Source organism: Nostoc sp. CHAB 5715 (genome assembly GCF_020829685.1).
Taxonomy (GTDB): domain Bacteria; phylum Cyanobacteriota; class Cyanobacteriia; order Cyanobacteriales; family Nostocaceae; genus Nostoc.
In genome coordinates this window covers 1-12,471 of sequence record NZ_JAIVFR010000076.1, presented here as the reverse complement: position 1 = coordinate 12,471, position 12,471 = coordinate 1, and the positions used below count along the sequence as shown (strand labels likewise).

At 42.5% G+C, this 12,471-nt stretch carries 9 protein-coding genes; 4 read left to right on the top strand and 5 right to left on the bottom strand.

Annotation, left to right across the window (positions count from 1 at the left end; translation table 11 throughout):
• Positions 1-181: 181 nt before the first annotated feature.
• Genes LC574_RS06505 through LC574_RS06495 form a run of 3 tightly spaced genes read right to left on the bottom strand, consistent with a single transcriptional unit; the run spans position 182 to position 3,933 of the window.
• The gene (locus LC574_RS06505; RefSeq protein ID WP_229452173.1) at positions 182-2,317 is read right to left on the bottom strand and encodes a substrate-binding domain-containing protein; all 2,136 of its coding nucleotides are present in this window, start codon (positions 2,315-2,317) and stop codon (positions 182-184) included.
• Between the two features lie 21 nt (positions 2,318-2,338).
• On the bottom strand, positions 2,339-3,244 hold the full coding sequence (locus LC574_RS06500) for a DUF1822 family protein (protein WP_229452171.1): 906 nt from the start codon (positions 3,242-3,244) through the stop codon (positions 2,339-2,341).
• Entirely contained in the window at positions 3,244-3,933 is a 690-nt protein-coding gene (locus LC574_RS06495) for a helix-turn-helix domain-containing protein (protein WP_229452170.1), read from the bottom strand. Before LC574_RS06495 ends, LC574_RS06500 begins: the two co-directional genes overlap by 1 nt.
• A 101-nt stretch (positions 3,934-4,034) precedes the next feature.
• Here LC574_RS06495 and LC574_RS06490 point away from each other — a divergent pair, with 101 nt between their 5' ends.
• The 3 genes from LC574_RS06490 (at position 4,035) to LC574_RS06480 (ending at position 6,199) form a co-directional block, all read left to right on the top strand.
• Positions 4,035-4,292, top strand: coding sequence for a hypothetical protein (locus tag LC574_RS06490; RefSeq protein ID WP_229452169.1), 258 nt, complete (start codon positions 4,035-4,037; stop codon positions 4,290-4,292).
• A 305-nt stretch (positions 4,293-4,597) separates the two neighbouring features.
• Complete coding sequence (locus tag LC574_RS06485) at positions 4,598-5,311, top strand: PspA/IM30 family protein (RefSeq protein WP_229452167.1); 714 nt, start codon at positions 4,598-4,600, stop codon at positions 5,309-5,311.
• 6 nt (positions 5,312-5,317) lie between these two features.
• Complete coding sequence (locus LC574_RS06480) at positions 5,318-6,199, top strand: phosphate ABC transporter substrate-binding protein (protein WP_229452166.1); 882 nt, start codon at positions 5,318-5,320, stop codon at positions 6,197-6,199.
• Between the two features lie 134 nt (positions 6,200-6,333).
• On the opposite strand, the gene LC574_RS06475 is transcribed toward LC574_RS06480, so the two are convergent.
• Entirely contained in the window at positions 6,334-7,542 is a 1,209-nt protein-coding gene (locus LC574_RS06475; protein WP_229452164.1) for a serine/threonine-protein kinase, read from the bottom strand.
• 251 nt (positions 7,543-7,793) lie between these two features.
• Entirely contained in the window at positions 7,794-8,885 is a 1,092-nt protein-coding gene (gene cax, locus LC574_RS06470; protein ID WP_229452162.1) for a calcium/proton exchanger, read from the bottom strand.
• Positions 8,886-9,487: 602 nt separating this feature from the next.
• Here cax and LC574_RS06465 point away from each other — a divergent pair.
• The gene (locus tag LC574_RS06465) at positions 9,488-12,259 is read left to right on the top strand and encodes a DUF3536 domain-containing protein (protein ID WP_229452160.1); all 2,772 of its coding nucleotides are present in this window, start codon (positions 9,488-9,490) and stop codon (positions 12,257-12,259) included.
• Positions 12,260-12,471: the final 212 nt, after the last annotated feature.

Genomic DNA, 12,471 nt, shown 5'->3' with positions numbered 1-12,471 from the left:
ACTGTTGCCTGTGTAGCATTTATTATTTAATACTACTGTGTCAAGCTAACAATACTTATATTAAATAACGAACCACAGAGGCACAGAGAACACAGAAAGAAAGATTCTAACTGCCTCCCCTGCTCCCTCATCTCCCTCATCTCCCTCATCTCCCCCTGCCCCCTACCCCCTTACCTCTTGTTCAACGGATACGCACAAATCCAGCTTTATTCATCAGTTTTTGTCCCTGATTTGTTAGTAACATATTGGCGTATGCCTCACCCGCTTGTTGTTCTAAACTGTTATTACTATTCTGTTTAACTATGACAAACATCTGACGTGTAATTGGATACTGACCTGTTTTAAAAGCATCAGTGTTTAACTTGTTCCGTTGGTTCGGACATTGATCGGCTTTAATTAAAGGTTCTGTATAAGGTGCTACAAAATTGTTCCCTTGTTTAGCGATCGCCAATGGTTTAATCTGACATTGGGGGACAACTTCTGGAGCCGAGGCGTAGTAAATACCACCGCGATCGCTTGCTAATTTTCTCAGTCCGTCTGTTGTATCGTGGACGTATACTACATTACTTCCCAGATTTTCTTTACCGAGAATATTCTCAACTAAGAACTCGACAGTGCCTGCGTCTTCAAAGCGACGGGAGTAAGCAGTAATTTTTAGGTTAGGGCCGCCAACCTGATTCCAATTAGTTATTTTACCAGTGTAAATATCTTTAATTTGTCCTAAAGTTAGCCCTGGAATTTGCAGATTGGGGTGAACAGCGATCGCTAATCCTTCCAAAGCCACTGGAGTTTGTTTCAGGCTAAATCCCTGTTGTTGAGCTTGTTGATACTCTCTGGTTGCGATCGGGCGGGAGGATTGAGAAAAGGTAAGTTGTCCTTCTAACAACATCCGAATTCCCGTACCGGAACCTGGTGTAGCATTAAGCGCATCTGTATAGCGTAATTCAAACTGCGGATGTGCTTTTTTGATTTCAGGATCTACATATTGCCGAACTGGTGCCCAAGATGTGCTACCACCATAAAGCCATGTTCCTCCGGGAGCAGTTACCGAACTAAAATCGGAGTTGACTTTTTTCCCAACTAAATGGGCTACACCACTAATAACAACCACACCAAGCAAACCAATTAATAACCACGGCTTGATATTTTTCTTTGGTTGATGAGGTGAATCCTCTGGCTTGGGTGGAGTCTGCTTTGCCGGATAACCTTCGCGTAATCCTTGCCAAGTCAACGGTTCAACATTAGCTTCAATACAAATTGTTGGCAACCAAATTGCACCTGGATAATCAGATTTAAAATGTTCTAGGCGTTTGCGGGCTTTTTTTACAGAAGTAAATAATGACTTATTATTATGGGTAAATTCTTGGAAAAAGTACCTTAAAAAATCTACTGCTACGGGGTCTGGGACAGGTTCCCGCATGATAATAACTTGAGGTAAATTTATTTGGGCAAGTTGGTTAGCTAATCCTAAACCATCACAAGAATTAAAAATTGCTAACTGTAATCCTTTATCAATAGCTTGCTTCAAAGCCTCCTTAAATTCCTCAATAGTCAAACTTTCTTTGTCGTTAAGTTCAATCCAACCTATCTGCCCATCTTCTTGACTTCCACTATGTCCCGTAAAAACGAAAATATGGTAGCCTTGTTCTTCCCAAAGAGCATCAGACAAATCCCGGCGGCTAGGCTTAATTAAACAGCGTACTTCTACTCCATCTGTCTCTAAGTCTTGAATTACTTTTAAGTCATCTTTTGTATTAATGCCGTCACTTCTGCCCACAACAACTAAAATTCTGACTTTTGTACTTTGAGGAACTAGTTTTTTTATCTTAGTATTGGAGCTTTTGGGGACACTGAGGGCAACTTCAGCGTTGGGATAGTGTTCTTCTAATAAATTCCATGCTTGCCAAGGAAGGCGGCGTAAATCGATATCTTTGGCATCAATTATCACGCGAATCTCATCATTTGATTCATGTAATTGTTGAGCGATCGCAATTAATCTATCCCGGATTGGTTGCCACCTGCTATCTCCAGAATTGAGCCATTGATTTAGATAATCTTTGACTGCTCCCGTATGTTCCCCGTGGGAATGAATCGTCACATTTTTGGGTGTAAGACGTACCCCTGGTGCAGGAGCAACATAAGAGCGTACAGCTTCGATTTGACGATAGGCTGATTGCCATTCATTAAAGGATGATTCTAAATTTGGTGGTAACGGAGGCAAAAATCCTTCTGTTTCTTCATCCAAGTTCTTCGCTGTTAGAATTACCAAAAATCCATCTGGTGAATTGCGTCTGAGTTTCAACTTGATGATCGCCATTCCTGTCTCCTTTTGTTTGTCTTAAACAACAAACTCTTGCATCAGACTTGTTTCCTTTAACACTATTTTGACACTGAATTTTTCCTCGTGCTGGCAGCTAAACTCTAGTTGCATCCAGTCATCTGCACTTCTTGCTTGCGCTTCCATGCTAGTGTTTCCGGCTTCATCAAAGACAATCAGTTGTAAATCTGGTGGTAGATGAATAGAATCATTACCGGGATAAATTCGTAGGCAAATATTAAAAATTTCGCTATCTGTGGGAGTTAACTGCACTAACAACAGTACTTGACTTTCCAATTTAATCACCTTTGCCCGACTGATGGAGTTAGTTGAAGCGCGAGTCATTGTGCTACTGCTTCTGAAATTGTTAGCAAACACTAACTCTGGGGGTTGCCAATCTGGCTGGAAGATTCCCGTAACCCATTGACGCAGATTTATTAATAGCGTTCGCATCTGGATAATCTCGAAAAGAGTATCAAATAATTGCAGTTGTCCTATTTGCAGTATTGCTGGTGATTCAGTCATCTCCCTTGCTGGAAGAAATCCTAGTAATTTTACATAATCTAATTGCTGACTAAACTGAACTCCTACATAACCAATGCGTTCTTGTGTCATGGTTGGAGGCAAGACTATAGCAACCTCACCCGGTAACACTGGACGACATTCAAGCTTACCAACACCAGGCAAAACTAAATCAGCAACATCAAAAATTGCCCTTAAACCACGATGCCAACTGTCGCCTTGATTAAGTGCTGTCTCAACGTTGAGCCATTTGAGATAACTGTGAACGGCATAAACAGCCAAAGTATTTAGATAAACTTGTTTTCCCTTTTGGGGGTTATCTTGCTGGCTGGCAAATTCCTCAGCCCAACGGTGGGCATTTTGGGGGAGAGGGACGCTTAAAATATGTGGTTGTGTGTTAGTCATTAGTCAGATCCGAAATTCATACCAATTTCTCTTAACAGGGGAAGGCAATTTTTCTTCCAGTGGGAGTAGAGAGTTTGATTGCTTATATTTAACTCTCTAGCAATATCAGCGATTTTATGAGGTGGTTGTTCCAGAAGTAAGCGCATTGCCAATAAGTGACAATGGCATTCTGGATTTTTGCGGGGATGACTCGCTGTTAATTTACCCTCTTCGTCTTGCTCAATATATTGCCAAATGCGTTTTCCAAGGCACTGGCGCTCAGTTTCCTGGATTTGGGCAATTTTGATATCCAGCAAATCTAAAGAAATAGTTTGTGATTGCCGATCTGGCAAGATATTTAGCAGGGTTGTTTCGTCACCCTCATCGTTACGGGTAAGTCTGTCTAAACTGATAGTATAATTACTATCTGGTATATATAAATCTTTAATGCGCCACTTGAGATAGCCATTAATCCAGATTACTAGACTTTGTTGGAGCGAAGGCGATCGCGCTTCAAAAGAGCAAATCTTCCGGCTCACCCATTCCCAAGTTTGATTTAAGGCTTCTAAATAGTCTTGGTGTCCAGACTTATAAATGCCAGGGAGTTGTTGAATCACCATAAGCAGTCTATTTAATGCTTTCTGCCTTTCTAGACTGGGGTCTGGGTAGCAGCATACCTCATCAATCAGTTTTTTAAGTTGTTCATCCACAACGGTTTTGCTCCCAAGGTGCTGTGCCTGTTAATTACTTCCCCGAAAGACAACAAAGCTTTTGCTGCTTGAGTTTACCTGATTTTTAATTCACTTATACAGTGGAAGGAGGAACTGGTGAAGATTTGATTTTTGGTGATGCTGGCAATGACAACATTGATGGTGGTGAAGGTAGCGATCGCACCAAAGAACTTTTTAACAGGTTAGGACTTACGCAAAAATCGCCCAAAAGCTTAATTTATCGAACCGCCAAGACGCCAAGAACGCCAAGAATTCGTAGAGCGTGCGTAAGTCCTACAGGTTTTAGTTCTTTGGTGCGATCGTACTCTATAAATTCTAATGGCACGCAGTTAAGCTAAAATCCCAAAGCCTCTTAACTCAAGGATTTACGTTTATTTTCGTGCCATTTGTACTCACTCATTTCATAAAACTAAAAATATTGGATGTGAGTTTAATAAGAGTCGCAAGCATAAAACCAGGGTAAGCGCATCTAAATTGCTCTTGACAAAAACCTTAATTAATGTATTAACAAAAGAATCAGATTTATTGCTTGATTTATTTTCTAGGGGTCAAAGCAGTCTCGTTATTGACAAAATGCGCTTACCCTGAGCATAAAACTTGCTGTATCTGATTAAAACTACTCTTCGTAAGATAGGTGTGATAAATGAAAAAAGCTATGTACTGGTTAATGGGTGAAAAAGCAGGACGAACCATAGTTGGTACTTGGAATTGGCTATGGGGAATGCCGGTGGAATCTGGTGGCAAAGTGGCTGTAGCCGTAGCTGAAGAATCACTGCAATCAATGCAGGAATCGGTACAAAAACTAGCTCAAGCTGTTGCTATGCAAGAAGGTTCTTACAAAACAGCCAAAAATAAATACGAGACAAAAGTTAAAGAATTACAGACTTTGGAGCAGCAAGCAAATATTGCCCAGCGCAGTGGTAATCAAGAAGCAGCGCGGATGGCAATGGCTAAGGCAATTCAGACAGAGCAAATTTTGCCCAAATTGGAGGAAATGGTTAAGCAGGCTGAGACATCTGTGAATGCTTCCAAAGACAAGCTAAACCGTGAGCGCATGAAGCTAGAAACCTACAAAGCTGATATGCAAAATATGAAAGATATGTCAGAGGTGAATGAAGCACTAGCAATGATTGCCAAAGTCAATAATGAATTTGATATTGGTTCGGCGAAAAGTGACTTTGAAAAAGCTAAAAGTGCAGTTGAGCGCCGAAATTTACAGACAGGCGCTTTAGCTGAAATCTCTGAAAATCCAACTGAAAAACTCCAGGCTGAAATAGAACGCATGACTGTAGATGATGAAGTTTCTCGTCGTTTGCAAATGTTAAGTGAATCAAGTATTGAAAAATTACCAGAGTAAAAAGTTATGAGTCAAAAAAGCGCTCCTCCTCCAATTGTTTTTATCCTAATTTTTCTAGCTTTAATCGGTGGTGGTTACTGGTTCTTTGTAATCAGGCCAGGTAATGTTACTCCTCCAGTTAACACACCCTCTGCTGGTAATTCAACTTTTTCGCCCCCAAGTTCAGTACCAAGCGGTACTACTGTGAGAATAGACGGATCTACGAGCATGGTGACAATTAACCAAAATCTCAAAAGAGGTTTTGAGAGGCAGTTTTCTGGTACAAATGTTGTCACTAGTGCTAATGGTTCTCAAAATGGTATCGCGGATCTGTTAGCGGGTAGAGCAGATATTGCGGCGGTATCTCGATCGCTAACTGCACAAGAACAAAGTCAGGGATTGATGGCGGTGTCTGTGACAAAAGATGCGATCGCGCTTGTGGTTGGCAAAGCAAATCCTTTTAATCAAGGATTAACCAGCACCCAAGTAGCAGATATTTTTCAGGGCAAAATTAATAACTGGTCAGCCGTAGGTGGTAACAGTAGAACTATCCGAGTTATTAATCGACCGGCAATTAGTGGAACGCATCAAGCATTTCAAGAAATAGTGTTGAAGGGAGCTAATTTTGGCACAACATCAAACATTGCAACACTACCACGAGATGCCACAACTCCTCTACTCCAAGCTTTAGGAACTGATGGCATCGGCTATGCAACCTTTGCACAGGTTGCCAATCAACAAACAGTGCGATTTGTTCCAATTGATGGATTGACTCCCGATGCAAGTGCTTATCCCTACCAACGGCAACTGTTTTATGTCTATAAAAACCCTGCTAGCCCTGGAGTTCAAGCTTTCTTAGGCTATGTGACTTCGCCTCAAGGGCAGCAAGCTATGATACTGGATAATTAATTAATTTAGAGGACGATTAAGTAAGAGAATCGTAGGTTGGGTTGAGGAACGAAACCCAACATTTTTGGTGGTTTGTTGGGTAACACTAAAGTTCAACCCAACCTAGAAAGTTTATGGTTTTAAGCTAAATGATCTTAAGGATTGTTATTACCAAGATATTTAGCTTTTAACTCTTCTAATTCTTCATCTATTTTATTTATACTAGAAGGCCCAGATGTGGGGTTTGGTGGTTGTATTTTATTTGGTTGAGGTTTGCTGCCACCTAAAAATTGGGTTTTCATTTCTTCTAATTCTAGATCAATTTGACTAGGAGATGGCGATACAAATGTGGGTGGAGAATTGGGTGGCGATTGAGGGATCGGTTTTGGTGCGTTGGCGTAGCCCGCACTTCGACTTACCTCGACTTCGCTCGGCACAAGTCGCTCAGTGACCACCGTAGACATCGCTGGTGTGGCTGCTACTTGTGACTGTTGATTTAAGTCTTTGAGAACTTCATCTACTGTTTGATAACGCCGAATTGGAATACTTTCTAACATCTTGTTGAGAATGCGACTCAACTGATTACTAACAGGAGTTTTCAAGTATTGCTGCCAAACCCAAGTATCGTTGTTGGTATCATAAGAATCGAAGGGCGATCGCCCAGTTAATAAATTAATACAAGTAGCACCCAAACTGTAAATATCGCTGGCAAAAACAGCCCTACCTCTCATTTGTTCAGGAGCAACATATTCTGGACTACCAATACTTGTACCAGTTTTATTTAAGGCGGTGCCAGTGGCAGATTTAGCAGCACCAAAATCTACTAAAACTAGTTTTCTATCTCTCTCGCGTAAAATAATATTTTCTGGCTTAATATCGCGGTGAATTACGTGTCTGGCGTGACAAAATTGCAATACTGACAATAAATCATTTAATAGTTGCCGGATTTGTATTTCATTGAAAGCACCTCGATGTGCCAATTCCTGGGCTAAGTTTTGCCCGTCGATAAATTCTTGTACAAGATACTGCCGGTCTTCTTGGGTAAAATATGCCAGTAGTTCGGGAATTTGGGGATGTTTGCCCAATTCATCTAACTGCACCGCTTCTTGGTTAAATAACTCTACGGCTTTGGCAAGAGTATTAGTGCCTTGGGCTTGGGGATAAAATTGCTTAATTACGCAGCGTGGTTTTGAAGGTTTATCTTCATCCACGGCTAAGAAGGTTTTGCCAAAACCACCTTGTCCGATTGGTTTGATAGCACGGTAACGTTCTTTAAGGAGTAACTTAGAACCGCAAGTCCGGCAAAACTTGACATCATTAGGATTTTCCGGCTTGGGACAATGGGGATTAAGGCAGTAGCTCATATAGGCGATCGCTCTTATATCTCTTTATTTTACTGGCGTTGAGGGTAGGGACTTTTGCGAATGGGTTAAACTATGAGCGATGTCTACGACGGGCTATGACGCTCGAAGACTCGCTAACGCTTCGCTATCGGCGTCGCACTACTAACTAACTAGTACAGCGCGGCGGAAATCAAGCTACCATTTTAAAACTTGCAAAAGCCTTGATATACAAAACTTTTGAATGCATGACTTTTGACTTCCGCCTTGCAGTACTACCCCATACCTTCCATAACTGGATGGAAGTAGAAGGCGAACCCCAATACTATATAAGCAGCTAATAATAAAGTGCCTTCCAGCCAATTGGACTTTCCATCAGAACTAATACTGTTTGCAATCAACACTGACACAACCACAGCTACTAATTCAAAAGGTTTGAAATCCAAATCCATTGGTTTACCCAATATCCGCCCTGCTATAACCAACACGGGTGCAACAAATAAGGCAATCTGCATACTTGATCCCACAGCTACCGAAAGGGAAAGATCCATCTTATCTTTCATCGCCACGGTGACTGCTGTGGCGTGTTCAGCCGCGTTACCGACGATGGGAACCAATATTACCCCTGTAAACAGCGCCGTCAAACCTAGCTGAGATGTAGCCACTTCCAGAGAATCGACTAACATCTCTGATTCAATTGCCACTAGCAAGGTACATACTAGCAACACGCCAACCCACAACATCATATTTGGTTTAGCATGAGGGGTTTCCTTTTCTTCTGTCTCCGCTACACCCACATCATAAAGATAGGAGTGGGTTTTCATTGAAAATAGCAGCGTTAGGGCATAAACCAAGATTAATACTACAGCAACAGCAATAGAAAGATTTTGCAGTGTTTGTTCATTAATTCCTTGAGAAGTATAATTCATCGCCGTTGGCATCAAAATGGCAATCACCGCCAAATTCATCGAAGCAGCATTCACCCGCGCCACAATTGGCTGAAATGTCTGTTCTTTGTAACGTAGTCCCCCCAAAAGCATGGACAAACCCATCACCAGTAGTAAGTTGCTAATAATCGATCCCGTGATACTGGCTTTGACTACATCTATTAATCCAGCGTTCAGCGCTACTAGGGCAATGATTAGTTCTGTTGCATTGCCAAATGTGGCGTTTAACAAACCCCCCAATGATGGCCCCATTACGACAGCAATTTCTTCTGTGGCTGTACCCATCCAAGCTGCTAAGGGCAGAATTGCTAATCCAGCTGTAATGAAAACTATCAATTCTCCCCACTCCAGAAAGTGGGCTGCTAGGGAAACTGGGATAAATAGTAATAAAACCAGAAGAATAATGTTTTTAGTTGACATTTGTTGTTTTGGGTTGAGGGTATCTTACGGAGTTATGAGTTAGGAGTTAAGAGTTATGAATTATGAGTTATGAGTAAAACTTCTAATCACTCCTCACTCCTCACTCCTCACTCCTCACTCCTCACTTCTAACTCCTCACTCATAACTTCTTACTTTTAACTCAGCACTTCCATAGGATACTCTCAACCACCTGTAGAGCAATTCAGAAATTGTACTGTTTTCAGTTCAGTGCTGTGTATGTAAAATAAGATTGCGATATAATGAGTTCTTGTAATCTTTTGTTGCAAAAGTATGAATTTGAGCCAAAATATTACATCAAAAATGGGGTTTAATATATTAAAAGACAATTAAAATTTTGATTGACGCCCAAAAAGAGAAAACCCCTAACTAAGGCTTTGTTCAATGGCTAATTACTTTAAGCCTTCAGGGAAAGGGCTGTGCGATAACGCAGATTTCTCACTACAATAAAACAGCTTTGTCAAAAATTTGGTTGGATTCCATAGTTGTCGTTTATACCGGATTTTGTGTAAAAACTATTGTAGAAAGGTTTACGCACAATGTTTTCGGTGCAACTGCAAGTTTTTTGTTTTGGATAAATATACATGACTTCTGCTGACCAAATGCCAGCTAGCTCTGGCTCAACGTTAACATTACATTCAGATCCCAATAACACCAAAGAAACCGATCCCCTGAGAAATGCTAATGGTGTTTATGTGACGGTGCATGGTCATTTTTACCAGCCACCAAGGGAAAACCCTTATCTGGACGCAATTGAACGCCAACCGAGCGCTGCACCAAGCCATGACTGGAATGAGCGGATTCATTGGGAATGCTATCGTCCAAATGCCTTTGCCAGAGTCTTAAATGACCGAGGCGAAGTGGTGGGGATCGTGAACAATTATGAGTATTTCAGTTTTAATATTGGGCCAACGCTGATGTCGTGGCTAGAACGTTACGATGTGGAGGTTTATCAGCGCATTTTAGAGGCGGATGCCAAGAGTAGCGATCGCTTGCATGGTCACGGGAATGCGATCGCGCAAGTATACAATCACATCATCATGCCTCTGGCGAACGAACGCGACAAATATACCCAAATTCGCTGGGGTAAAGAAGACTTCCGCTCCCGCTTTGGACGCGATCCCGAAGGGATGTGGCTAGCAGAAACTGCTGTAGACTACGCAACCTTAGAAGCTCTTGTTGCTGAGGGTATTCGTTTCATTATCCTTGCACCATCTCAAGCGCTGCGTTGTCGTCCCCTCCCCACTCAAGATCATCCCAATCCTGAATGGATCGAAGTCGGCGGTAGTCAGATTGATTCTACCCGTCCCTACCGTTGTTATTTGAAGCCCACACTCTTACCTTCATCTTCACCTCTGAATGCGATCAAAGAAGGGAGTAGGGAATTGGGAGTAGGGAATGGGGATAGTAACCACTCACCACTCCCTAGTACAGACGCGATTAATCGCGTCTCTCCCCCCTACATTGATATCTTCTTCTACGATGGGCCGATATCGCGGGACATGGGTTTTAGTGATGTCGTTTATAATTCCAGTCACTTTGCCGGACGTATCGGTTCGGCGGTGCGTGGGGATCATCGTCTGGCACAGTTGATTTCTGTGGCGACAGATGGGGAAACCTTCGGACACCACAAAAAGGGAACTGAGAAAACTTTAGCCTATGCCTTTACCAAAGAGTTTCCTCAACAAGGTTGGACGGTGACGAACTTCGCCCACTACCTGAGCTTAAATTCTCCCAGTTGGGAAGTGGAATTGAAGTCAGTCACAGCCTGGAGTTGCGCCCACGGTGTCGGCAGATGGGAAGATAACTGTGGTTGCGGTGGGGAAGGCTCAGTTTGGCATCAGAAATGGCGTCGTCCCTTGCGGGATTCCCTAAATTGGCTGCGGGATCAGCTAACTGAGGTGTATGCGGAACATGGTAGACAGTTATTTCGTGATCCCTGGCTAGCACGAGATGAATATATCCAAGTAATGCGCGATCGCTCTGCTACCAATGTCAACCGTTTCCTCGCCCGTCATCAAACCCACAAACTAACCGCAGCCGAACAAGTAGACGCTTTGCGCTTGTTAGAAATGCAGCGTCACGCTTTGTTGATGTTCACTAGTTGCGGTTGGTTTTTTGAAGAAATTTCCCGTCCAGAGGGGACACAAATTCTGCGCTACGCCGCCCGTGCTTTAGAATTGGCAGGGGAAGTGGCTGGTGTGCAGTTGGAAAAAGGCTTCGTCAAACGTCTTGGTTTAGCCCCCAGTAATGTGGATCAGTTCAAACACGGTGCGGAAATTTATCGGCAACTCGTGTTAACTGCTCAACTTGGCTTTAAGCAAGTAGCAGCCCATTACGCCATTACTTCTCTATTTACTAATCAGAAACCAGCAGAGGCGCACAATTCTTTACCGAGAAAAGATGCTCCTGACAAACAGTCTCAGCGTTACCAGAAGCGGGTTTATTGCTACGCAGCCAATGAGCTAGATTACCAACTGCAACGGATGGGATCGCTAACTCTGGCTGTGGGAAATTTAAAGCTGGTATCAGAGATTACTTGGGAAAGTGAGCATTTGGTATTTGCAGTTCTGCATTTGGGAGGCTGGGATTTCCACTGCGGCATTCAGCAATTTACCGGGCGGCGTGACTACAGCCAATTAAAAGAAAAGCTGTTTGGGGCGCTAAAACAAGCTAGTGCGGCTCATACTATCTTGGCGATGACACAGCTATTTGGAGAAGAAGCTTTTAGCTTACAGAATCTATTTGCTGAAGAACGCCACCGGATTATGCGGCTGCTTACTGAGGAAACACTGACACGTTTAGGACAGTTGTATACCCAAGCATACCGTGATAATTATGGTGTGCTGATGGCGTTTCATCGAGATGAAATAGCAGTACCGCAAGAATTGCAGGTAGCAGCAGATATTGCTTTAGGGCATCGCTGTCTGATCACATTACGATCGCTTGAGCAAGATATCGCTGATCCCCAAAAGAGTTGGAGTCATATCTTAGAATTGGAGGCGATTGCTACTGAAGCAAAACATCTGCGTTGTCGGCTGAATATTCCCGACGGTAAGCAGATGTTAGAACAGTTAATTGCGCGATCGCTCTGGCAATTATTGCACGATGCCAATGGTAGTTTTAATGCAGATATCCAACTGTTGGAACGATTGATTGATGTCGGGGATCAACTAAATATTGATATTTCCCTACAGCGATCGCAGGAACTATACTTTAGTTGTCTGCACAGTCAGATAGCGCCAGTGTGTATCACTAGCCTTGATAATGAAGCAGATAATCAGTGTCTTCAGTTGCTCAAGCTGGGCAAAAAGTTAGCCGTTGATGTCAGCATGATATCAAGTCAGTTGGGATAGATGTAGTAGGGTAGCACAGCTGTGCTACCCTATCGTGTGGTCTATTTATGAAAATTACTGTAACTCAGTTGGGGTAAAAATATCACACATATAGTAATCCGCTTTGATTTTTGAAATTATTTGCGTAGGCGGGGAGTAGGGAATAGGGAGTAGGGAGTAGGGAATCAGGCTTTTCGAGGTGTACGGTGTTTATTCAAAAATCAAATAGGAAT

Coding starts and splice junctions, on each gene's coding strand:
- LC574_RS06505 (WP_229452173.1), bottom strand. CDS start 2,317: ATGGCGATCATCAAGTTGAAACTCAGACGCAATTCACCAGATGGATTT.
- LC574_RS06500 (WP_229452171.1), bottom strand. CDS start 3,244: ATGACTAACACACAACCACATATTTTAAGCGTCCCTCTCCCCCAAAAT.
- LC574_RS06485 (WP_229452167.1), top strand. CDS start 4,598: ATGAAAAAAGCTATGTACTGGTTAATGGGTGAAAAAGCAGGACGAACC.
- LC574_RS06480 (WP_229452166.1), top strand. CDS start 5,318: ATGAGTCAAAAAAGCGCTCCTCCTCCAATTGTTTTTATCCTAATTTTT.
- LC574_RS06475 (WP_229452164.1), bottom strand. CDS start 7,542: ATGAGCTACTGCCTTAATCCCCATTGTCCCAAGCCGGAAAATCCTAAT.
- cax (WP_229452162.1), bottom strand. CDS start 8,885: ATGTCAACTAAAAACATTATTCTTCTGGTTTTATTACTATTTATCCCA.
- LC574_RS06465 (WP_229452160.1), top strand. CDS start 9,488: ATGACTTCTGCTGACCAAATGCCAGCTAGCTCTGGCTCAACGTTAACA.